Annotated in this window: 21 protein-coding genes; 5 read left to right on the top strand and 16 right to left on the bottom strand. The window is 56.3% G+C overall.

Annotated elements, in window-relative coordinates; genetic code table 11:
- The first annotated feature begins 25 nt into the window (after positions 1-25).
- Positions 26-694 carry a flavin reductase family protein gene (locus ET33_RS02140; RefSeq protein ID WP_235206622.1) on the top strand — a complete coding sequence of 223 codons (669 nt, stop codon included), beginning with the start codon at positions 26-28 and terminating at the stop codon, positions 692-694.
- Here the strand turns inward: ET33_RS02140 and ET33_RS02145 are convergent.
- The 4 genes from ET33_RS02145 to ET33_RS02160 all read right to left on the bottom strand — a co-directional run bounded on the left by ET33_RS02145 (position 685) and on the right by ET33_RS02160 (position 4,342).
- Positions 685-1,332: an SIMPL domain-containing protein gene (locus ET33_RS02145; RefSeq protein WP_036675755.1), complete on the bottom strand. Its 648-nt coding sequence runs from the start codon at positions 1,330-1,332 to the stop codon at positions 685-687. The two genes, ET33_RS02140 and ET33_RS02145, sit on opposite strands and share 10 nt — an antisense overlap.
- A gap of 163 nt (positions 1,333-1,495) precedes the next feature.
- Complete coding sequence (locus tag ET33_RS02150; protein ID WP_036675757.1) at positions 1,496-1,894, bottom strand: cupredoxin domain-containing protein; 399 nt, start codon at positions 1,892-1,894, stop codon at positions 1,496-1,498.
- Between the two features lie 258 nt (positions 1,895-2,152).
- Complete coding sequence (locus tag ET33_RS02155) at positions 2,153-3,337, bottom strand: MFS transporter (RefSeq protein ID WP_036675759.1); 1,185 nt, start codon at positions 3,335-3,337, stop codon at positions 2,153-2,155.
- A 144-nt stretch (positions 3,338-3,481) separates the two neighbouring features.
- On the bottom strand, positions 3,482-4,342 hold the full coding sequence (locus ET33_RS02160; RefSeq protein WP_036675761.1) for an AraC family transcriptional regulator: 861 nt from the start codon (positions 4,340-4,342) through the stop codon (positions 3,482-3,484).
- A 187-nt stretch (positions 4,343-4,529) separates the two neighbouring features.
- Between ET33_RS02160 and ET33_RS02165 the strand changes: the two genes are divergently transcribed.
- The gene (locus ET33_RS02165) at positions 4,530-4,880 is read left to right on the top strand and encodes a phasin family protein (protein ID WP_063761610.1); all 351 of its coding nucleotides are present in this window, start codon (positions 4,530-4,532) and stop codon (positions 4,878-4,880) included.
- Positions 4,877-6,556, top strand: a complete 1,680-nt coding sequence (locus ET33_RS02170; RefSeq protein ID WP_036675763.1) for an ABC1 kinase family protein — start codon at positions 4,877-4,879, stop codon at positions 6,554-6,556. Before ET33_RS02165 ends, ET33_RS02170 begins: the two co-directional genes overlap by 4 nt.
- A 164-nt stretch (positions 6,557-6,720) precedes the next feature.
- Here ET33_RS02170 and ET33_RS39615 read toward each other — a convergent pair whose 3' ends face one another.
- The gene (locus ET33_RS39615) at positions 6,721-6,936 is read right to left on the bottom strand and encodes a hypothetical protein (protein WP_235206628.1); all 216 of its coding nucleotides are present in this window, start codon (positions 6,934-6,936) and stop codon (positions 6,721-6,723) included.
- On the opposite strand from ET33_RS39615, the gene ET33_RS02175 reads away from it, so the two are divergent.
- Positions 6,925-7,932, top strand: a complete 1,008-nt coding sequence (locus ET33_RS02175; protein WP_235206627.1) for a winged helix DNA-binding domain-containing protein — start codon at positions 6,925-6,927, stop codon at positions 7,930-7,932. The genes ET33_RS39615 and ET33_RS02175 overlap by 12 nt on opposite strands.
- 40 nt (positions 7,933-7,972) lie before the next feature.
- Here ET33_RS02175 and ET33_RS02180 read toward each other — a convergent pair whose 3' ends face one another.
- From ET33_RS02180 to ET33_RS02190, 3 genes are all read right to left on the bottom strand, one after another.
- Entirely contained in the window at positions 7,973-9,355 is a 1,383-nt protein-coding gene (locus ET33_RS02180; RefSeq protein ID WP_036675765.1) for an MFS transporter, read from the bottom strand.
- Between the two features lie 244 nt (positions 9,356-9,599).
- Positions 9,600-10,970, bottom strand: coding sequence for a peptidoglycan DD-metalloendopeptidase family protein (locus ET33_RS40395; RefSeq protein ID WP_327204049.1), 1,371 nt, complete (start codon positions 10,968-10,970; stop codon positions 9,600-9,602).
- Between the two features lie 132 nt (positions 10,971-11,102).
- On the bottom strand, positions 11,103-11,543 hold the full coding sequence (locus ET33_RS02190) for a Dps family protein (RefSeq protein ID WP_036675768.1): 441 nt from the start codon (positions 11,541-11,543) through the stop codon (positions 11,103-11,105).
- Positions 11,544-11,855: 312 nt separating this feature from the next.
- Here ET33_RS02190 and ET33_RS02195 point away from each other — a divergent pair, with 312 nt between their 5' ends.
- Positions 11,856-12,872: an acyltransferase family protein gene (locus tag ET33_RS02195; protein ID WP_036675770.1), complete on the top strand. Its 1,017-nt coding sequence runs from the start codon at positions 11,856-11,858 to the stop codon at positions 12,870-12,872.
- Positions 12,873-13,119: 247 nt separating this feature from the next.
- Here the strand turns inward: ET33_RS02195 and ET33_RS02200 are convergent, their stop codons facing one another.
- From ET33_RS02200 to ET33_RS02235, 8 genes are all read right to left on the bottom strand, one after another.
- On the bottom strand, positions 13,120-13,902 hold the full coding sequence (locus ET33_RS02200; protein ID WP_036675773.1) for an ABC transporter ATP-binding protein: 783 nt from the start codon (positions 13,900-13,902) through the stop codon (positions 13,120-13,122).
- Between the two features lie 19 nt (positions 13,903-13,921).
- On the bottom strand, positions 13,922-14,845 hold the full coding sequence (locus tag ET33_RS02205) for an ATP-binding cassette domain-containing protein (protein ID WP_081890168.1): 924 nt from the start codon (positions 14,843-14,845) through the stop codon (positions 13,922-13,924).
- A gap of 23 nt (positions 14,846-14,868) precedes the next feature.
- The gene (gene nikC, locus ET33_RS02210) at positions 14,869-15,741 is read right to left on the bottom strand and encodes a nickel transporter permease (RefSeq protein WP_036675775.1); all 873 of its coding nucleotides are present in this window, start codon (positions 15,739-15,741) and stop codon (positions 14,869-14,871) included.
- The gene (gene nikB, locus ET33_RS02215; RefSeq protein WP_036675778.1) at positions 15,738-16,688 is read right to left on the bottom strand and encodes a nickel ABC transporter permease; all 951 of its coding nucleotides are present in this window, start codon (positions 16,686-16,688) and stop codon (positions 15,738-15,740) included. The genes nikC and nikB overlap by 4 nt, the downstream gene beginning before the upstream one ends.
- Before the next feature lie 2 nt (positions 16,689-16,690).
- Positions 16,691-18,310 carry a nickel ABC transporter substrate-binding protein gene (gene nikA / locus ET33_RS02220; RefSeq protein ID WP_036675781.1) on the bottom strand — a complete coding sequence of 540 codons (1,620 nt, stop codon included), beginning with the start codon at positions 18,308-18,310 and terminating at the stop codon, positions 16,691-16,693.
- Between the two features lie 88 nt (positions 18,311-18,398).
- Positions 18,399-19,250, bottom strand: a complete 852-nt coding sequence (locus ET33_RS02225) for a DMT family transporter (protein ID WP_152570579.1) — start codon at positions 19,248-19,250, stop codon at positions 18,399-18,401.
- Positions 19,247-20,566, bottom strand: coding sequence for an opine metallophore biosynthesis dehydrogenase (locus ET33_RS02230; RefSeq protein ID WP_036675785.1), 1,320 nt, complete (start codon positions 20,564-20,566; stop codon positions 19,247-19,249). The genes ET33_RS02225 and ET33_RS02230 overlap by 4 nt, the downstream gene beginning before the upstream one ends.
- On the bottom strand, positions 20,560-21,363 hold the full coding sequence (locus tag ET33_RS02235; protein WP_036675788.1) for an SAM-dependent methyltransferase: 804 nt from the start codon (positions 21,361-21,363) through the stop codon (positions 20,560-20,562). The genes ET33_RS02230 and ET33_RS02235 overlap by 7 nt, the downstream gene beginning before the upstream one ends.
- Positions 21,364-21,638 lie beyond the last annotated feature (275 nt).

Raw genomic sequence — 21,638 nt, forward strand, 5'->3', positions numbered from 1 at the left:
CTCTCCGGTAGGACGGTGTAAACCGATGCGGACGATGCCGGACAACAAGGAAAGGATGATGACGATGCCGGGGCATGATGCGCTCGCGTTTCATAGGAGCGATTTAACGGAGCAGGAAATGTACAAGCTGATGATCGGTTCGGTTGTACCGAGACCCATTGCGTGGATTTCGTCCAAAAGCAAGGACGGCGTTCTTAATTTGGCGCCTTTTAGTTTTTTTACAGTCGCTTCCCGCAATCCGCCCACGCTGCTGATTTCCATCGGACCGGGCGTAGGCGAACGGGAAGGTACGGTCAAGGATACACTGACCAATATTCGCGAGGTCGGAGAGTATGTCATTAATATGGTTTCCGAGCCTCTGGGTGAAGCGATGCAGCGTTCGTCCGCTAATGTCGAGCCGCAGCGTAACGAGTTCGAGCTTGCGGGAGTTACGCCGCAGCTTAGCAAGAGCATCGCTGTACCGGCCGTATTTGAAGCGCCGATTGCGTTCGAGCTGAAGCTGGATCGAATTATTCCCGTAGGCGGGGATCATCTTGTGCTTGGAATCGTGGAGCGCGTGCAAGTGGATTCCTCCGCCTATGCGGGAAATTATAAAACGGCAACGGAGAATTGGAAGCCGCTGGCAAGCATGGCCGGAGACTTCGCGGGATTGACGTCTACTTTTTCATTCGATCCAGGGAATCGTCAAGAATAAGAATAAAAAGCTTTGACGGCAGCGGAAATGTTCAGCTCCCCTGGTTGGATGGGCGTAGAGGCCGCAGCAGCAAAAGTCGCCATCTGGTACGGCTGCGGTTCGATGCCATGCGACACCTCTTGAATCCGCACCGGAGTAGGATGAAGCGCTACGCCCATCGCTTTGGCGAAGGTCGCCGCCTTCTGCCGGCTACTGTGGACCGCCATCGTCAACGCCTGATGGTAATAAGCCTCCGGATGAGCCGAAGTAAACTGGATGCCGGATACGGTGTTCGCTCCATGACGAACCGCCGTATCCACGATAGCTCCCGTTTGCTCGATCTTATCCGCCGTCACTCGCAGAAGATGGGTGACTTTGTAGCCGCGGAACGTTTGCACCCCATCCTTGTAGTTATATTGGATCTCGATGCCGTATTGGACCGTCTGCACCTTCTCCTTCGGAACTCCCAGCTGGTACAGCGATTGGAGGATGCCTGACACCGCTCCGGCATTTTCAGTCTGCGCTTCGCTCAGATTCGCCTTCTCCGTCACTACCCCGAGCGTAATCAGCGCCCGGTCCGGAGCCGCGGCAACCGTTCCTTCGCCGGATACCTCGATGATGTTCCTAAAGCTTTCGGTTGATGCTGTCGTTGTATTCATTTCGAATCACCTTCCTTAAAGGATCTACTATCCAATGTATTTCGATACAAACCTACTATGAACCTTCCGGAAACTGGAATAACCGCAAACAAAACACAAAAAATCGGCGGCCCTCCCCCGACAAAATATCAGGAGACGACCGCCGCTTCTTCCCGCGTCGTTTTTATTTCACCGTAATGACGCCGTCAAACATATACATTCCGCAATGATAGCGATATGTACCGGGCTTCATTTCGGGTAAGGCGACAATATTGTTGCCGGCTGCCAATGGAGCATCGATGATTCCCAGATCTTTGGAGATCATGCTCTTGATGCAAGTAAATCGCGTCGATTTCTTGAAGTTGATTTTCGCCGGCACGCCCGCTTGAAGCTCGATTTGTTTGGGCTCGAAGCCGTCTTCTTTTACCTGGACGGTCGCGACCTGGTAACCCGCCGCTTTTTCAGCGATCAAAGGATCGACCGAACTCGAATCGTCTTGAATAAATGCAACAAGAATGGCCCCGATGCACAATATACCGAAAGCTGCCGCCAAGAAAACGAACTTCTTTTTATTGATTTTCATTCCATTCCACCCTCTCCGTTGGTTCTTATCTGCCGTTGTGGAATACCTCAAGTATAACGGAACGAGCACCGTGCGGACATGGAACATTATGTCATCTTGCGAATCATCCTTTGGTAATGTTATTTAATTTAACTATAACCCAGTTTAATCGTCTCAAAATGACTCGCAAGAGCTATATTTATGTCTAAATTAAGGCAACTCGCACTTGCATGCAAAATAGAGCCGCATTGTGCGGCCCTCCTTGATTGTCTGCTTGACTCAGGTAGCCTTCGGCCGGAACCATAGTCCGAGCAGCGCAAATAAGACATACGCGCCGCCAAGCCAATAAAACATGCTGTGGACGGAGAAATACTGCATGCTGAAGCCGCCGATATTCGGCCCGGTGATGCTCCCCATGCTGAACAGCACGGAGGCGATGACGTTCGTGCGCGGCAGCACGGCTTTCGGCACCACATCGGCCGCATAAGCAAGTCCCAGCGTAAAGAACGAGCCGACGAGCCCGCCGGCCAGGCCGAACAGAATCAGCACCAGCAGCAGATTCCCCTGCGCGGCGAACGGAACGGCTGCAAAGGCGGCCCCGCCAATCAGGCCTGCCGTCATCAGGATCGGCTTGCGGCCCCACCTGTCGCTCCATATGCCAAGCGGCAGCTGGAGGATCAGAGAACCGATTCCGATGACCGGCAGCAGCAGCGATATCCAGGCGTCGGACATGCCGATGCGCAAGCCATAAGCGGGAAAATTGCTGTTCATGGACGATTCCATGTACCCGTACAGGAACGAGGTAAGCAGAGCGTACCAGGCCAGCCGGAACACGGCAGGATAGGTGGTGACGGCTTGCGCCCCCTGCTCCCTTTTTACCGTTTCCGGGAGCGCATTAGGCAGCCGGCTTACGAACAGCAGCGATACGACCGTGCACAGCATTGTCGCCAGAAAAGGCGCCCACATCCCGTAGGGCAGCAGGTTAATGCCAAGCGGTCCCAGGCTGAATCCTGCCCCGTAAGCCATCCCGTAGAGCGAGATGTACCGGCCTCGCTTATCCGCCGGAGAGCGGGAAACGATCCACAGCTGGGTCGAATAATGCAGACCGCTGTCTCCCACGCCTACCAGAAACCTAAGCAGAAGCCAGACCCAGAAATTAGGAAATAATGGAAATAAGATCAGCGTGACAAGCACGATCAGGATGCCTCCGACGATCACCGGCTTGTAGCCGAAACGACGAACGGGCTTCTCAATCCAAAACATCGTGGCAAAGGTCCCGATGTACAGAGCGGCCGCATTCAAGCCGTTCACCCCGGTCGAGACCCCCGTCTTGTCAAGCAGCAGAGTAAGCAGCGGCAGCAGAAGTCCCTGGTTCATCCCGGCGATAATGACTACGGTAATCAGCGTAAGATAATGCCGGAGCTGGAACGGGGATTCCAAGCCGCGTTCATGGGATAACGTCAACGGTAACTCTCCTTCACGACTTCAATTCGGAATGACTTGACTATTGTAGCTGATCTTTGGTCAAAAATCGACCGTTGACGTTAAGCAATTGTGCCGCTGCCCATAAAAAAAAGAAGCTGCCGGGATTGCAGCTTCTTATCCCACTTATTCGATAGGAATATATATAATCATGCTTATTGCGTCCGGATACGACGACTTGAGCACATCGGTCACCTCAAAATCCGGCCCCTCCCGCCGATCGTAATTCGAATTCGGCAGCCAAGTGCCGTATATGTATTTTCTCGTATCTTGCGCCGATCCGTCCACCCGAAATGCCGCGTATTTCCCCTTTGGAATGTCATAACAGACGAATCCCGGCTCCAAATCGTCCGTAAATTCGTGCACTTCTTCTCCAACCAAGAACGAAAATCGGCCGTCATCCTGAAACTTGCAGGCGATCCCGTAGGCCATCTCCGGGGCCGCTCTACCCGGAATCTTCAGATATAAACCGTTGCTCCCGAACTCACGGTAACAGCGCGGAATTTCTTCAAAGTATTGCTCCTCCTGCAGCGTTGTCCGGTATTCGTAGCCGATGATCCGGATCGCGTCCAGATCGATAATCTCAGGCCGGTTCATGTTTAATTCCCCTTTTGCATGTTGTTGATAATCGAGAAAATTCACCTTGCACTGCAAGCGAAGCGGGACGGATTCCTTCTGGTATTTCGCCGGAGTGATGCCGAATTGACTCTCGAACGCCCTTGTGAACGCTTCTTGCGAGCCGTATTGAAACGCTACTGCGATGTCGAGAACGCTTCTGCTCGTTTCCTTCAATAAAACCGCGGCTTCGGACAGTCTCCGTCTCCGAATGTATTGGTGCACGGAAAATCCCGAGATAGCTTGAAACAGCCGTTGAAAATGAAAAGCCGAAAAACAAGCCGCCGACGCTATGACCGTAATGTCCAGCTCCTCCTGAAGGCGGTCTTCGATAAACTGTATCGCGCCTTGAATTCTTTTGAAATAATCCATTCGCTTACCAAACCTCCAGCCATCCTGTCATGGAATGTATTGTACAACAAAATCCCCTGCTTTTTTTGATAATCCGTGCTCATCGGCACATTTTATTCGGACGGGGACCGCGCCGGGCTTCCGTTTTGGTGTTTGCCGCACGCTATGATAAAATCACCCTATACGGACACGAACAGGAGGGACAGAGATGATTAGAGATTTGTTGGGAAAAGCGGTTTCGATGGGGCTGGGCTTTGCCGTGGTCAGCAAAGAGCAGGCGGAGAAATTCGTCGACGAGCTGGTCAAAAAAGGCGAGCTGAACAAAGCCGAGTCGCAGCAGTTCGTGGATGACTTGGTGCGCAAAGGGGAGGAAGCCCAATCCACGCTGGAAGAGAAGATGCGCGACTATATGCGTCAGGCGCTTCATGAGATGAACTTGACGACCAAGGACGACTACGTCCGGCTGACCCAGCGCATCGGGGAGCTTGAGCGCCGCGTGGCCGATCTGGAAGGCAAGCAGCACGAAGCCGACCAAACGTTACCTCCCGCAAGCTCATGAGTCTCGGACGGAAAATCCGGCACCTGCAGAGGTACCGCGACATTGCCAAAGCATTCGCCCGCAACGGGCTCGGCTTCCTCGTCAAAGAGCTTGGACTGCCCGATCTGCTTGCGGGGACGCGCATCGGCTTAAATGAACGGCGGGAGGCCCGGTCGCGCACCATCGGCGAACGCATTCGGACGTTTCTGGAGGAGCTTGGCCCGACCTTCGTCAAAATCGGCCAAATCGCCAGCACGCGTCCCGACCTGCTGCCCGCTCATATTATCGACGAGCTCGTCAAGCTGCAGGACCGGGTTCCGCCCTTCCCTTTCGAGCAAGTGCGCGAAGTTCTGGAAAGCGAGTTCGGCGAGCCCTTTGAGGAGCTGTTCGCGGAATTTCAAGAGACGCCGATCGCCGCGGCTTCCATCGGGCAGGTCCATCTCGCCCGCCTGCATACGGGTGAGCCGGTCGCCGTCAAAATTCAGCGCCCGAACATTCGTTCCATTGTTGAAACGGATCTTGAAATTTTGGACGATTTGGCCCGCCTGGCCGAGCACCGGCTCGACTGGGCGGCCAAATATCAGGTACGCGACATGGTGTACGAGCTGTCCCAGTCGCTGCGCGCCGAGCTGGATTACACGAACGAAGGCCGCAGCGCACAGCGGATGGCGAAGCCGTTCGAGCGCGATTCGGATGTATGTATACCGGCGATTTATTGGGATTATTCGAGCCGCAACGTGCTGACCATGGAGTATCTGGAAGGCATAAAGCCTACCGAAAGGGAGCGTCTGCAAGAGCTGGGGTATGAACCGAAAAAGCTCGCCGAAACGATTGCCCGAATCATCTTTCAGCAAATTTTTGTGGAAGGCTTCTTTCATGCCGATCCTCATCCGGGCAACATTATCGTCCTCCCGGGCGGGGTGATCGGACTGATCGATTTCGGCATGGTCGGGCGTCTTACCCCAATGATGAAATATCATTTCGGCTCGCTTGTCATTGCCCTGCGGCGCAACAGCACCGACGGCGTCATCAAGGCGATTGAAGGCATCGGCATCATTCCCGACGATGTCGACATGGACTCCTTGCGCGCAGATGTGGACGAGCTGCGGGAGAAATATTACGACGTGCCGCTCAGCCGCGTCAAGCTGGGCGAATCGGTCAACGACCTGCTCGCCGTCGCCTACGAACACCGCGTGCGCATTCCCGCCGACCTGACGCTCCTCGGCAAAGCGCTGCTGACGCTCGAAGGCGTCGTCACTTCGCTGGACCCGACGTTCAGCGTCATCAGCATCGCCGAACCGTTCGGACGAAAGCTGTTCGCCGAAAGATTCAGTCCCCGCAACGTGGCCGACAGCGTGTGGCATCAGGTAAGCGAGGCCGCCACCCTGCTGACGGAGACGCCGGTGAAGCTGCGCGAGCTGCTCGGAATGGTGAAGAAAGGCAGGCTGCGCTTTGAAATATCGATCGCCGAGCTGGATGCCTTGATGCGAAAAATGGACCGCATCAGCAACCAGCTATCGTTCAGCATCGTCCTGCTCGCTTTCAGCATTATTATGGTCGGTCTTATTATCGGTTCGTCGCTTGGCAGACAATCGACCTTCCTGTGGAATTTTCCCGTCATTGAAATCGGCTTCTCCGTTGCCTCGCTGATGTTTCTATGGCTGCTGCTGTCGATTTTCAGGTCGGGACGGTTTTGAAAATCGGATCGGTGTCCGACGACGCTTTGTCTTTAGGCGCCTCCCTGGAGTTGTTCGAGCTGCTCGAACGATGTCCAGAGGGGGCGTTTTTCGTTTAGTTAGCCATTTCAATACGGACATGATGCTGTCAGGATTACCGATGTATCATAGGACATAGGGAATAGTTAAACCATACCGGCACTGTTAAAGGAGGTCTTCGTCTCATGCAAACACAACCGCGGCCGATTGCCGCAACCGGCCCCCTCAGGGGAACCTCCCGTCCCGTCGTGCTCGGAGCCCGCGCCTTGAACCGCGCTCTGCTCGCGCGCCAGCTGCTGCTGCAACGCGCGGACATGCCGGTTGCCGACGTGCTGGAGCATCTGGTCGGCATGCAGGCTCAAGCGCCCAACCCGCCCTATTTCGGGCTGTGGACGCGGCTGCGCGGGTTCCGTCAGGACGATCTGTCCCGCTTACTTCTGGACCGGCGCGCGGTTCGCATCGCGCTGATGCGGTCCACCATTCATCTGGTTACCGCCCGCGATAGCCTGATTTTGCGTCCCTTGATGCAATCCGTCTACGAACGCGGTCTCAGCGGCAGCTTCGGACGACGTCTGACGGGGCTGGATCTTGAAGCGGTCGCGGCGGCCGGCCGGATACTGGTCGAGGAACAGCCTCGGACACTCGGCGAGCTTGGCAAGCTGCTGCGCGAGCAGTGGCCGGACCGCGATCCCGCCGCGCTCGCCAACGCCGTACGCGCCTTGGTGCCGCTCGTGCAAGTTCCGCCGCGCGGCATCTGGGGCGACGGCGGTCAAGCCGCCCACACCTCTGCGGAAGCTTGGCTGGGGCAATCGTTAGCCTCGGCTCCATCGCTGGAGGAGACGCTTCTCCGGTACCTTGCGGCATTCGGACCGGCCACGGTCAAAGACATGCAGGTGTGGTCGGGTTTAACCCGGCTGCGCGAAGCGATCGACCGGCTCCGGCCGCGCCTATCCGTTTACAAGAGCGAGGACGGCAGCGAGCTGTTCGATATGCCGGGCGCACCGCTCCCCGGTCCGGATACCCCGGCGCCGCCCCGCTTTTTGGGCGAGTTCGATAACATGCTCTTGTCCTATGCCGATCGAACGCGCATCCTGACTGACGAGTACCGCCCCCTTGTTTGCACCGAGAACGGCATCGTTCGGGCCACCATCCTCGTCGATGGTTTTGTCCGGGGGATATGGAAGATCGTGCGCCGGCGCCGTACCGTCACGCTGGTCATCGAGCCCTTCGAGCCGCTATCCGGGGAAGACTGCGAAGCCTTGGCCGAGGAAGGTCGCGGATTGCTCGACTTCGCCGCCGCGGACGCCGATGTCCGCGATATTCAATTCGTCTCGCCGGAGCTCCGAAGCCAGCCTTGAACACCACAAGGTCTTGCGTGTACTATAGCAGTCCGTTCGTTCAGCCTTCTACGACACGGCTTTTCCGAACGACTTTGCCGAACTGAAAAAAGTAGAAGGCCAGCGTCGCGAGATGCAGAATCGCGAGCACCGTATAAATATTGCTGAATACGAATGCGTTATGATTCAACGATATGTTCGCCGGATTCCATTGAAACGCGGAGCCGTGATCGACCAACTTGCTGTACAGACCGGCGGCGAGTGCGCCGGAGATAAAGTTCAGCAGCGAAAGCAGCCCCATCCCCACGCCGGTCTGGTCCTTAGGCAGCGTCCGGGAAATCGTATTCGACAAAGCCACGACCATGAACGTCTGCCCAACGTTGCCTAAGATCAGGAAAATGGCAATGGCGATCGGTGAAATTCCAGCAAAGGTCGATAGCAGGACAAAGCACGCGATCAGCAGCGCCGAGGCCGTGAAGTACAGAAACGGATTGCCTTTATCGTCCGCCAGCTTGCCGCCTGTTCTGCCCAGAAGCGCCGACGCGATGGCAGCCGGAACCATGCTGAAGCCAACCAATCCCGGAGCCAGACCGTTGACGAGGGATAAAAGCTGCGGGCTCAAAAAGGCAAGCGAATACCCGACCCCGTTCACTACAAAAGCGATCGCAAGCCCATAAGAGTAGCTTTTATTGCGGAACAGCCGGGGTTGAACGAACGGTTCCGCCGCGGAGCGAATACGTGCGATAAACAATGCTAGCGTAAGCAATGCGCAGCCTGCAAGAAGCCAAGCTTCGTTCGTCACGGACAGAAGCACCAGCGCTACCGTTATAGCCAGCAGGCCTCCGCCCAGCCAATCGATTTTCCCGGCCTTGCCCGGTTCGTCGTCAAGATACTTGCGGTAGAACGGGAGCGTAAGCAGCGCCAAGATCGGCAGTAGGAACAGCCAGCGCCAATGAACGACACTGACGATCAAAGCGGAGGTTGTCGGCCCGAGCGCTCCGCCGAGCGCCAGCCCGGCAGCCACAATGCCCATCGCGCGGCCGCGCGTCTCCGGCGGGAAGTAGCGAATCGGGATGATCATGGCCGTTGCAGGCACGACCGAAGCCCCGGCGGCCTGCAAAATCCGGCCGAGGAGCACCATCCAATACGTTTGCGCAGCTAACCCGATCAGGGAACCTATCGCGAAGAAGATTAACCCGAACGTTAGCAAATTTTTGAGCTTATACTTATCGGCTAGCTTCCCGTAGGTGACCGAGCCGATCGCGTAAATCAGCATATAGACCGAAGAGACCCAGCTGACTTGCGCAAGCGTTAGCCGGAACTCCGCCCCAATCTGCGGCAGCACGATGTTGAACATCGTTGCGCTCATGACAGAGATAACCAGTGTGAAAACGAGGATACGAATCACTTTCTCTCCTGTTTGATGTTTAGCTGTCGTTTCCACTCTGACTCCCCCTTTCCACTTGTCTTTATTTTGATAAGGTTTATTCTACAATGGTTGATGAATAAATAATAATATATGTTAATCTATGTAATTCATAACCTATAGTATATAAGAAAGTGATAGAATGACGCGGCCTCCGACATATTGCGGAAGCAATTCGGCCACGAACAGCTGCTTTGCGAGTCCGGCGCATAGCTACGGTGCTATTCACCGGACTTTTTCGGAAAGCAGCGGACTTGCCTGCTTAACGCGATTGGGGCTCCTGCTTCAGCCATTGAAACGGAGTCGCATTAAAGAACAGATTCGGGTTGACCGGAACGTTGTGCGCCCAGAACGTAAAATGCAGGTGCGGTCCCGTCGAGAATCCGGTCGAGCCCACCAACCCGATAATATCGCCCCGTTTCACCCGGTCCCCCGTTTTCACCTGAAGCTTCGACAAATGCGCGTATTGAGAAAACAGATTCATTCCATGATCGATATAGATCGTATTGCCCGTCAAATAGAAATTGTCCGCCAGCGCTACGATGCCATCATTCGCCGCTTTAATCGGGGTGCCTTCTTTGGCCGCCAAGTCAATGGCCGTATGGGAGCTGGCAAACTTGCCGTTCACATAGCGGGTATGACCGAACGGCGTCGTCAATATTCCTTCGATCGGCTGAATAAAGGAGTCGGAGAACAGGAACGCGGGCTCCGACTTGCTCCGTGCGGCGTCGATTTTTTTCTGATCGGCTTCGATTCGTTTCGTATCCTGACGCATGCTTTCCATCTGCTTCGATACCTTAAGGTGCTGGGTCTCGAACTTTTTATCCTTGATCTTCAGCGTCTGATCGCCGATCGGATACGAACCTGGCTTGGTCTTCATCGGCACCGGAAGGTAAGTGAAATACCCGGCCTCGAACGGCCGCAGCTCGTATGTCTTCCCTTGCCAAGAGACTTCGCCGGGCTGATCGTGCCGCACCAGCACAATGTCGCCGGGACTCGCCGTATCCGGTAGGAGCGTCCATGCGGTATTCATCGCCTTCTTGGCTTGCTCGGGAGAAGCGTACAAAGCCGCCTCCCGGCTAATCCGCTGCTGACGCTGCTTTTCTTCCTGCAGCGCATCCTTCACCGCAGGCGTCACTTCGGCATGCCAGGTTTGTCCCCCGTCCGTCGTTACCAGCAGCGGATTGGCCAGCTCCGTTCCGGCCGAGAGAAGAGCCCAGCCGACCCGGTCGGTGACAAATTGCGACTGCTTCACCGGGTAATCCTTGGCTTGGTAGGCAATCGTTGTGAGTGTTGTGCCATCGGGTGTCGAAGCGCTTGGCCCGTTCGTACCGGATGCTGCTGCCTCCGGAAGGCCCGAAGCTTGCTCCGTCCAATGGGCGCCTCCGTCCTCCGTCACGCCGCTTGTGCCGTCCGTATAACGAATCCAGCCTTTATCCAGATCGGTCATATGAAAATCGAGAATTTCGCGGCGGACCGGGGCTTGTTTTTCGGCAGCCTCCGGCGCAGCGCCCTTCCCGGACGTAAGCAGCCATGCAGGCGGCTCGCCGCCGTATGCGACCAGTACCACACAAGCGGCGGCAAGAGCCGTTCCGGCGAGCAAGTACCCTATCTTTTTGGAACGCGGCTTCATCGTTCTGATCTCCTCCAATACAGCTTCTTCCATATGTATGACTTCATCATACGATAGAAGCAAGCCGATTGTCCAAGCCGCGCACCGGCAGACAGAGCCGCAGTACTGCGATATTTGATCCTACCACTAGAATTAGTTGCCCAAAAACGCATTCAGCATCCAGACGTGCTTTTCCAGACTCGAATGAACGGCCAACAGCAGATCTCCCGTCGTTTCGTCCTGTATGGACTCGGCGTATTTCATTCCTGTTTTAAGCTCCCCGATGATCAGAGTAAAATCGTTCACCAGCGCCGCCACCATCTGCTCCGCCGTCTCCTCGCCTTCCGCCTCGCGAATCGAGGCGAGCCGGAGGCTTCCGCTCATCGTCGCGACCGGCTTGCCGCCCAATGCCAACAGCCGTTCGGCCAGCGCATCCACATGCAGCGCCGCTTCCGTATACAGCTCCTCGAATTTCGTATGCAGCGTAAAAAATTGAGGGCCTTTGACATACCAGTGGTAATTATGCAGCTTGACGTACAGGACCGACCAGTTGGCGATTTGGTTGTTCAGCAATACCGTTAATTGTTCATTCATGGATGATTCCTCCTCATATTTTATATTTAGATTAGGTCTAAATTCATAATCTGATTGTAGCATCGCCCTGACCTTCTTTCATGAAGAGAAGATGAGGATCGGATGAAGATTTGGTGAAGCTTGGCATCGTCACTCGAATTGAATTCCTGCGACTGCGAAATGTCTGTGATTTTAATCACCAACCGCCCGTGATCCTTCTCACTGCTCCGGCGCATCGAAAGAGGTATGCTCAAGACGAGGAGCCGGCAGCAGCCGCTCCAAAGCGGCGAGAGAGCCGGCAGACAGCACAGTATACAATAGAGGTGACTTCCCGTGGGAAAGGCTTCCGCACCATCGCTTAACACTTATGCGCTTAATATGAAATTTTTACTTATCGCTTGCGTCGTCACAGCCAACATCATCGAGCCGATGATCGATCGGAGCTCGCCGTTGTTCGCCCTTTACGAGACGATCTACTCGTTCCATATTCCGATGTTCGCTCTGGCGATGGGCTACTTTGCCAAAAGCTTCCGTCTCGATCGGTCCGGAATCGATGGGCTCTGCACGATTGCGTATCAATATGTGTTGTTCCAGACGCTGTACAGCTTGGCGGATATCATCTTCTTTCAAGCCAAAGGCGTAATTCATTCGTTCTTCATGCCCTACTCGCTGCTCTGGTTCCTGCTCAGCCACTTTTGCTGGAGGCTGCTGCTGCGAGCATTCGTTCATATGCGCCATCCACTGATTGTCTCGCTGCTGCTCGGCATCGCCGTCGGTTACCTCCCTTGGCCCGGAGCTTGGCTCAGCGTATCGCGGACATTGGTGTACTTTCCGTTCTTCCTGGCGGGATACTTCCTGCCGCAGCATTGGGAAACTATAGTCAAACGGCTGCGTACGCCTGTTGTCCTTCTCGGCATAGCCGTCATTTGCTTCTTCTGGCTGGGCGGACGAATCGATCCGCGCTGGCTGTACGGCAGCTTCACCTACGCAGAGGCCGGTCATCCGGAATGGTACGCCGGAATATATCGCTTGGGGATGTACGGGGTGCAGGCTGCCGCTTCGATCGCTTTTTTGAGCTTGGTGCCCTGGGCGGCCGGCCGGATCACGGATTGGGGGAAACGGACGGGGTACGTCTTTCTGCTCCATGCCTTCATTCTGAAATCGCTGCTTGCGGCAGGGATTTACGTCTACCTGCAAACCCCTTGGAGCCAAGGGCTGACGATTATCGCCGGTTTCGGCATCGTCTGGTTGCTGTCGCAGCCATGGGTCGAAACCCACGCCAAACGATGGTTCGAGCCGGATATTACTTTCGTGAAGCGGCTTGTCCTTAAATCGCATGGAACCCCGTAATCTCGGGGTTCTGTGCTTGTTGAGAAACCCGCTTCGTGTAGAAAACTCTCTGCATACGCCGGTGGGATATATCCCTCCAGCCGCTCTTGAAACCCGTGAACTTGATTAAAATTAGCGGTATTTTCACGGGTCTCAAAGGCGGACGTAAACTCTTATGGGATATATCCCACCTCTATTTGTCTGAGATTTTCTAATTCTTGGTTTTTTCAATACACTGCGGAACCCCGTAATCTCGGGGTTCTTTTTTTTATTCGCTCACCGCATCCACCAGCCGCCTCGTATATTCGTCGCGATCTGCGTCCATGAACTGACCGCTTGCGAACCGGTCCACGATCCGGCCGCCCTTCATAACGATGATGCGGTCGCTCACGGACTGAACGGCGGCGATGTCGTGGGAGATGAACAAGCAGGCCATGCCGAGCTGCTTTTGCATCGTTTTCAGCAGCCGCAAGATTTGCGCCTGCACCGACACATCCAGGCTGGAAGTCGGCTCGTCGCAAATCAGCAGCTTCGGGCCGAGGCTGATTCCCCTGGCGATCGCTGCGCGCTGGCGCTGTCCCCCGCTCATCTCGTGCGGATACCGGTCCAGAAAATCCGTGGACAAGCCCACCATCTCAAGCAGGCGGGCTGCTGCCGCTCGGCGGGAATGTCGCGCCTCCGTCAGAAAAGACGGCGTAACTTGGGGAAAGTTATCCAGCGGCTCGATGACCGACCGCCAAATGGGCAGACGCTGATTGAGCGACGCCGTCGGGTCCTGGAAGACGACCTGCATATGCTGACGGACTTCGCGCAGCGCGCTGCCCTTTAGAATGAGCAAGGAGCGTCCGGCTAAGGTAATCTCCCCGCGGTCCGGCCGCTCCAGCGCAAGCAGAATACGGGCCAGCGTGCTTTTGCCACTGCCGCTTTCTCCAACCAGACCGAGGCATTCGCCCTCCCCGATGTCGAACGAAATGTCCTGCACGGCCGTTACCGCGCTCCCGTTTTGAACAAACGTTTTGCTAAGCTGACGAACGTCCAACAGACGATTCACCCGATCCACTCCTGTTCCTTCAAGGTACGAGCTGCAATGGCTTATCCGGCTCTGCGGACCGGCCGGTGCCGGGATTTCGCAGCAGAAGCGGACGCGACTCAAGCAGCAGCCGCGTGTAAGGATGCACCGCCCGGTAGCGTATCGTGTCGGCCCGCCCACACTCGACGATACGCCCTCCCTGCATGACGGCAACGATATCGGCCCGCTTCAGCACAAGCCTCAGATCGTGCGAGATGAACAGAATCGCGCAGCCCGTCTGCCGCCGCAGCTTCGTCATCAGATCGAGCACCCGCTCCCCGGTCAGCACGTCCAGTGCCGTCGTCGGCTCGTCGGCAATCAGCAGCTTTGGCTGCAGCAGCATCGCCGCCGCAAGCGCCGCACGCTGGCGTTGTCCGCCGCTGAGCTGGAATGGATAGCTGCCGAAGACGCGCTCCGCAGGCAGATCAACCTCATTCAGCCAATGCAGCACAAGCTCCTTCGCTTCGTCGTAAGTTATCCGAACGTGGCTTCGCACCGCCTCAATAAGCTGCTTGCCCACCTTCATGAACGGCGTGAAGCTCCCTTGGTAATCCTGGAATACGAGAGCCATTTCTTTGCCGCGAAGCTGCCGCTTTCGCTTGTCCGGCCACGCCGAAATCTCTTCGCCCCGAAACCGGATTCCACCCTCACCGATACGAAGAGAGCTCGGCAGAAGCCCCAGCACGGCGTCCGCCGTTACGCTCTTGCCGCTGCCGCTTTCCCCGACCAGGGCCAGCATCTCCCCCGGCCGGATGGCGAGACTCAGATCGCGAACCAGCGGCTGCCTCGCTTTTCCCCGCACGGCATGGACGGTCAAGCGCTCCAGCTCCAGCACCGGCTCTGAAGGCTTTCCGGCGCCGTCCGCCCATTCATTCTGTGCAATAAGGGTACGCTCCCGCACATCGTTCGCAGCCCATCCCTTCATGCTTTCCTCTCCCCTTTCGCTTCTTATTGGCTCCGAATATCCAGCAGATCCCGAAGCCCTTCGCCGATCAAGTTGCACGCAACGACCACCAGCAAAATCGCCATGCCCGGGTAGATCATCAGCTCCGGCGCCGTTTGGAAATATGTCCGCCCGTCGTTCAGCATCGCCCCCCACTCGGGTGCGGGAGGCTGCGCGCCAAGCCCCAGATAGGACAACGAAGAAACGGTCAAAATGATTTTGCCGACATCCAGCGCAGCCAGCACGAGAACCGGGGAAACCACGTGCGGCAGCAAATGCAGACCGATCACCTTCCATATGCCGCTTCCCCCGACACGCGCCGCAAGCACATACTCTTTCTCCCGTTCGGACAGGACGATGCTGCGGACAACGCGGGCGTAACCCGTCCATTTGACCAGCACGACGGACAGCATCAGATTGCTCAAGCTTGGGCCTAGAAAGCCGGTCAGGGCAATCGCCAAAATAAACTCGGGCAAAGCACCCATCCCGTCCACCAGCCGCATCAGCAGCGCGTCGACACGTCCTCCGACATACCCGGACCACAGCCCCAGCGGTAACCCGATCAGCGCCACCGTCAGGACAACGAGCCCCGTAAAGCCAAGGGTTGTCCGGGCCCCGGCGACGAGCCTCGAAAAAATGCAGCGCCCCAAATGGTCCGTCCCCAGCGGATACTGCAGGCTGGCCGGCTTCAGCCGCTCCGCCATCTTCACGGTAAGCGGATCGTTCGGCACGATATAGGGGCCCAATAAAATAATCAAAAGAAGTACGCCCAGCAGTCCGATGCCCACGGCGGTCATCGGATCGCGCAGCATACGCTGCCATGCGCTTCTCCGGGCCGTAAAACGGTGGGAAGCCAAGGTTGTAGGTGCCGTGTTCATGTCAGCCCTGCCTTTCCGTAGCGGATTCGGGGGTCAAGAAAGGTGTAGGTCAGATCGACCAGCAGATTCACCAGAACGACAAAAGCCCCCGTCAGCAGAACGTACCCTTGAATGACCGGATAATCGCGTTGAAAAATAGCCTCGACCGCCATGCTTCCGAGCCCGGGCCACGAGAACAGCATCTCAATGACGACCGACCCGGTCAGCAGGTTGCCGATGCTCATGCCGAATACGGTGACGACCGGCATAAGCGCTGCGCGCATCGCATGGTTGCCCATAATCCTCCACTCCGCGATCCCTCTCGCCCGCGCTGCCCGGATGTACTCCTGCGACAAGCTTTCGAGCAGCCCCGCGCGAAGCAGCCGAGCATACACCGCGGCCATGGAAAAGCCAAGCGTGATCGAAGGCAAAATCTGATACGCGAAGCCTCCCTTGCCCATCGACGGCAGCCATTGCAGCTTGAACGCAAAGGCGTAAATCAGCAGCAGCCCCATCCAGAAGCTGGGGACGGAAGCGCCGATGAGCGCAAGAATCCGCCCGGCTTGGTCCGGCCAGCGGCCAGGATACCGGGCTGCAAGCAAGCCAAGCGGCGCGGCGATCAGCACCATGACGGCGAGACCGCCCGCGGTCAATTGAACGGTCGTCGGCAGCCGCTGCACGATCTCGTCGAGCACCGGGTTTCCTTTGATATAGGAATGGCCGAGATCGAGCCGCAGCAGATTCAGCATCCACCGGCCGTACTGCTCGTAGAGCGGCCGGTCGAAACCGAGCTCCTCGCGCAGCCGGGCTTCGTCGGCTTTCGTCACGGACAGTTCGTCCGAGTTCAGAATGGACAGCACCGGATCGCCCGGTGCCAGCTTCATCAAGGCAAACGTCACGAAGGACAACAGGAGCAGCACGAATATCAATTGCAGCAAGCGCGTCCTGACCAGCTTCCATAGGAGCATTTTTACTTCACATCCATTTGATTCGTCACGATATAGTACTCCTCAGCCCCTGGCTTCCAATTGGACACCCGCTTGTTGACGCCCACGACAATATTGGGGTAAACGGCATAGGACTGCGGAAGCTCCCGCTTAATGACGTTCACCGCCTCCTGCGTGAGCTGAACCCGCTTCCCGATGTCGCCTTCGGCATTCAACCGGCCGATAACCTCCGTCAGGTCGGGAGAGTCTAGACCTGCCGCATTAAGCGCCCCGCCAGGCATGAAGGCGGAATTCAAGAAGAAGCCCCCATCCCCGCGGGGAGCCGTTGAATTGCTGTACGTCGCCAAGTCCCAATCCTTGTTCTCGCGCAAATACGTATCCACGTTCTCGACCGTTTTGATATTCATTGTCACGCCGGCCGCCGCCGCGTCCGATTGAAGCAATTGGGCGATCAGCGGCAGTTCCGGACGGCCTTTATACGTGATAAGCTCCAGCGTAAGTGGCTGCCCGTCCTTCGCCAGCTTCCCGTCCGCTCCTGCCTTGAAGCCCGCTTCCTCCAGCAGCTTTTTGGCCCCGGCCGGGTCCGGCTTTTGTACCGGGTCCTTGCTTCCGAAGGGCAGGCTCGAATTGAACGGCCCGTTGGCCGGGACGGCATGTCCGAGCATGACGTCCTTCGCCACGCTTTCGCGGTTAAGCAGCAGATCGAGCGCTTTTCTTACTTTCAGATCCTGCATCAGCGGTTTCTTCTGGTTATACAGCAGGAAGTGAACGCGCAGACCCGCTACAGACTCCACCCGAAGCCGGCTGTCCTTTTCGAGCGAGACGACAGATTCCGCCGGAATATGGTATGCGATATCCGCTTCTCCGGACTGGAGCGCAAGCACCCTGACGTTGGCGTCCTCGTTGAATTTCACGGTCACCTCGTTTAGCTTGGCCTTGCCGTCCCAATAGCCGTCGTACCGCTCCAGCGCAATCTCGATATTCGGCTTAAACTGCTTCACTTGAAACGGCCCCGTTCCTACGGGGGCAAGGTTGAACGCATCCTTGCCCATCTTCTTCTCCGCTTCCACGCTAACGACGGCTGCAGACGGATTGACCAATTCGGACGGGAACGACGGCGAAGGCTCGGTCGTCACGACCGTCAGCTCCTGGCCGCTCGCTTCCATCGAAGCGATCTTCAGTGCGGAGGCCAGCGACTTGCTGGCGGCAATGCCGCGCTCGAACGACGCTTTGACCGCCGCCGCATCCAGCTTCGTCCCGTCCTGGAACGTGACGCCGTCCTCGATCGTAAACACCCAGGTCCGCTCGTCCTTCGCCGTCCACTTCGTCGCAAGCCACGGCTTCACCTCCAGCTTCTCGTCCATGCGCACGAGCGTTTCCGTGACGCCCATCCGCAGCGGCACCGCTCCGTTATGCGGATCGAGGCTGCCGCTCTTGAAATTATAGAGAAGCGTCAGCTTCTTGGCCTCGCCTGCCGCGCCCGCCTTCTCCGAACCGTCGGCAGCCTTCGTTCCGTTTGCCCCTGCCCCGCCGTCCGGGCCGTTCCCTCCCGAACTGCAAGCCGCCACGGTCATAAGCAAGCAGAGCAGCACTATGTAAAAATATGGCTTCGTACGGATCAAGCTCCAAACCGGTGACTGCATGAACTCTAAACATCCTCTCGACTAATTATTTGTAATAATTACTATAGTAATATTTACTATTAATAATTACCATATGTCCCGTCCTACGTCAATATGCTTTGGATTGCGGCCGTTTCTGCCTTGACAGCGCGATGCAGGCCGTAACGATCAGAACGCCGCCTGCAGCCGTGAGCAGGTCCGGCACCTCCATCCAGAACAAAAACCCCCACATGGCGTTAAACACGATGCCGATATAGCGGGTGACTTCAACAACGGCGGCATTTTCGTGCGTAAAAGCTTTCGTCAAAAACAGTTGTCCGAGCAAAGAAACGACTCCGATGCTGATCAGGTACAGCCAATCGAGCGTAGAAGGCACGACAAAATCGTTCCACATCAGCGGCATCGACACCAGCGTAGCCGTCGCCAAAAAATAAAAAACGATTTCGTACGTATGATGCTTTTGGCTGAGCATCCGAATGCTGACGGCGGCCCCCGCCGCAAAGAAGGCGCTAAGTAGGCCGATGAGCGCGTCCGCGGAATACGACGAGAACTGAAACGGCTTGATCAATAGCATCGCGCCGAGAATCGCGACCGGAAGGACGGTTAACGCTCTCCGGGATAATTTTTCTTTCAGAACCAACACGGCAAGCGCCATCACGAAAAAGGGAGACAAATGCGCCAGAATGCTCGCATCCGTCAGCGGAATTTTCGAAATCGTATAAAAATACGCGAGCAAATAAAGTGCACCGAGTACGCCCCGCGTCACCAGCAGCGGAATGCCTTCCCGGGAAAACGGTACCTTGCTGTGCCGCATCATCCCATAAATGATCGCTGTCCCGATGATGCTGCGGAAAAACGCAACCTCCGCGGAAGGGATCGATACGCTAGCCGCCTTCACAAGAGCGTTCATGACGCTGAATACGAGAGATGAGAAAATCGCCAGCAGAACACCGTTTTTCATAGGCCTCTCCTCATCTCGCGCCATACCGCTTCCACGTCCCCGGAGGTCGTATCCCGGAGCAACTCCGGGTGTACCCGGTCCGCGCCTTTGTCCCGGATGAACGCGCCTAATCTCTTCTCAAAGCTTTCGATCAAAGCCGAAGCTTGCGGCATGGCGATGTTCGCTTTTTGCGCCAGCCCGCGGATCAGCTTCAACTTCTTGTAGTCCTCCAGCGGAATTCTCGGAATTATCCACTTCCCGTTCCCGTCTTGATAAGCTTGCTTATAAGGAACGGCGGAGAAGTCAAAATAACGGCCGTTCTCGTCCGGAACGGAAAACGGATCGATCAGGATGGACGCGTACCGGACGTAGAGCAGGTATTCCTGCTTCACGGGCTCCCATTCCGTGAAACGGTCGATCTCGTCCCGAGTTAGCGTCGCTTCGTGCACCGGATAATTATCATCATTGAGAAACCGGAGCAGGTTCACCGGCTCTGCCCCCAGCGAGCGAAGCCATTCGGAAATTTCTCTCCACAGCCGCACCATCGTCCGGATCGTATCCGGTGTAATCGGTCCTTCCGGGTAAAGCTTGTACATGCTCTTCTTCGAGACCCCGCTTCCCAAAATTTCATCGAGCGCAAAATCGTTCATGAACAGCGGTGGATGCACATACGTCGTGACGCTTCGGCTTTCCGCCTCAATCGAGCGACCCGCCACGGCGCATTGTACGCCGAGGCTTTCAACAAAACGCTTCACATCCCGGACCGCCATACTGTCCGGCTTGTCGGAGGCGATGCTGATTCGTTTTTTGTAAGCTTTGGTCCGGGCGGCTGTGAAGCTGCCGGGCTCGAACTTCGTCGCAGCATGATACGTCGATAGGCTGATCACGTCGATCCGTTCCTTCGATGCGCCAAGCAGACTTTGTGCCAGCAGGTTCGAGCCCATACCCGGCGAGAGCAGGACAATCGTTTTAAGACGGGTTAACGAGTCCGGCTGCAGAGCGCGAAGGACATCGTTGTAGGCATCGCTTGGCGTGCACAGGAAAAGGGTGTCCCATAGATCATCGGGTCGGTCGCAGCCTTCGTACCAGTCCGTGATGCTTGCTTGTATGCGATATGTATCGGAGGATGCGGTCTGTACGCTGGAAACAAGCGTAAACCGGCTGCGCTCCAGCTCCTGTGCAAGCTGTGTCGTATGCGGGCCCCGCCGGTTCATCAGCCCCAGCAGACCGCACCACCCGCCATGGGCAAGATGAACTGCGGTATGGACGGCAGCCGGGCCCGCTCCGACGATTAACGTATGCCCGAACGGCGTCGGCGTATAGGAACCGCTCAGCATGGCATCCGCTTCCTTTCGCATTTTTCCAAGACCGCATAGTCGTAGATGGCATTGCTCCGGCTCCGGTAGATCGGCTTCCATCCTTCTGCTGCGCCCGTGTCGAACGGGTAATTAAAAATCGATTTCAACCCGTTCCCGTATCTGACGATGACTTTTGCCCGGTTATGTATCGTTTCTTGCAGCTCGGTAAGCACCTCCTGCTTGTTCTTGACTAGGGAAGCGACAATAATATGGGTCGCCTCTTTCGTAAAACGCAGCTCTCGCGAGCTCTGATTCGAAAACCGCACCTTGGATGCTAGCCCGGACGCCTTGGCCGCATGCTTCGCGAGATGGACCGCATGCGGATCGATATCCAGGCCCATGACTTCCGCTCCGATGCTCTTCGCGATCGTAAGCGCCGACACGGGCAGCGCCCCCGCTCCGATGAAAAGCACCTTCGACGATGGGCCGATATGCAAACGCTCCAGCTCGCTTGCGACGCTGCGGGACAGAAGGTCAATATACTCGCTAATATCTTGCCGGTGCATCAAGCACTCCGACTGATATTTTTCCATATCGCAGAGCGCCTTGACCGAGCTTTCCCTTAATTTCTCCGCATATTCCCTGATCTCGCCTTGATGCTCCCATTCGCTCCACCGCGCTTCATTCTCTTCGCGGGCGATAAACCGGCAAAGCTCGTCCAGCTTCGTCTGAAGCTGCTCGAAGCATTCTCGGCACGTCTTGGAATACTCGGTCAATTCGCGGATTTCGTATTCGAGCAGCTTCAAGGCAAGCAAGAACATATATTTCTCCTTCATCTCACCACTCCGATTAATAGTAATGTTTACGATTTAAAGTCATTCTACTAGTCGTCGGTTCCCCTGTCAAGCGGTTGCTTTATTTATAAACCAAAAAAGGAGCCACAGTTGTGACCCCAGAGTGTTGAGAAGGTGGGCTTTTACAAAAATAACGGAGGTGGGGTATCCACTGGAGAAGCGATAGCGGCCGCCTTTGTCTTCGGGAAATGTCCGCTACTAAGCGGCTTCCAATCAAATTTCCCGAGGACCCGGGGTCCCCGCACAGTAATCGGACT

The sequence above is a fragment of the Paenibacillus tyrphae genome (genome assembly GCF_000722545.1).
GTDB classification, from domain to species: domain Bacteria; phylum Bacillota; class Bacilli; order Paenibacillales; family NBRC-103111; genus Paenibacillus_G; species Paenibacillus_G tyrfis.

Excerpts from the sequence above, each read along its gene's own strand:
- ET33_RS02140 (WP_235206622.1), top strand. The coding sequence starts at position 26 with ATGCGGACGATGCCGGACAACAAGGAAAGGATGATGACGATGCCGGGG.
- ET33_RS02145 (WP_036675755.1), bottom strand. The coding sequence starts at position 1,332 with ATGAATACAACGACAGCATCAACCGAAAGCTTTAGGAACATCATCGAG.
- ET33_RS02150 (WP_036675757.1), bottom strand. The coding sequence starts at position 1,894 with ATGAAAATCAATAAAAAGAAGTTCGTTTTCTTGGCGGCAGCTTTCGGT.
- ET33_RS02160 (WP_036675761.1), bottom strand. The coding sequence starts at position 4,342 with ATGGATTATTTCAAAAGAATTCAAGGCGCGATACAGTTTATCGAAGAC.
- ET33_RS02165 (WP_063761610.1), top strand. The coding sequence starts at position 4,530 with ATGATTAGAGATTTGTTGGGAAAAGCGGTTTCGATGGGGCTGGGCTTT.
- ET33_RS02170 (WP_036675763.1), top strand. The coding sequence starts at position 4,877 with ATGAGTCTCGGACGGAAAATCCGGCACCTGCAGAGGTACCGCGACATT.
- ET33_RS02175 (WP_235206627.1), top strand. The coding sequence starts at position 6,925 with ATGCAGGCTCAAGCGCCCAACCCGCCCTATTTCGGGCTGTGGACGCGG.
- ET33_RS40395 (WP_327204049.1), bottom strand. The coding sequence starts at position 10,970 with ATGAAGCCGCGTTCCAAAAAGATAGGGTACTTGCTCGCCGGAACGGCT.
- ET33_RS02190 (WP_036675768.1), bottom strand. The coding sequence starts at position 11,543 with ATGAATGAACAATTAACGGTATTGCTGAACAACCAAATCGCCAACTGG.
- ET33_RS02205 (WP_081890168.1), bottom strand. The coding sequence starts at position 14,845 with ATGAAGGGATGGGCTGCGAACGATGTGCGGGAGCGTACCCTTATTGCA.
- nikC (WP_036675775.1), bottom strand. The coding sequence starts at position 15,741 with ATGAACACGGCACCTACAACCTTGGCTTCCCACCGTTTTACGGCCCGG.
- nikB (WP_036675778.1), bottom strand. The coding sequence starts at position 16,688 with ATGCTCCTATGGAAGCTGGTCAGGACGCGCTTGCTGCAATTGATATTC.
- nikA (WP_036675781.1), bottom strand. The coding sequence starts at position 18,310 with ATGCAGTCACCGGTTTGGAGCTTGATCCGTACGAAGCCATATTTTTAC.
- ET33_RS02225 (WP_152570579.1), bottom strand. The coding sequence starts at position 19,250 with ATGAAAAACGGTGTTCTGCTGGCGATTTTCTCATCTCTCGTATTCAGC.
- ET33_RS02230 (WP_036675785.1), bottom strand. The coding sequence starts at position 20,566 with ATGCTGAGCGGTTCCTATACGCCGACGCCGTTCGGGCATACGTTAATC.
- ET33_RS02235 (WP_036675788.1), bottom strand. The coding sequence starts at position 21,363 with ATGAAGGAGAAATATATGTTCTTGCTTGCCTTGAAGCTGCTCGAATAC.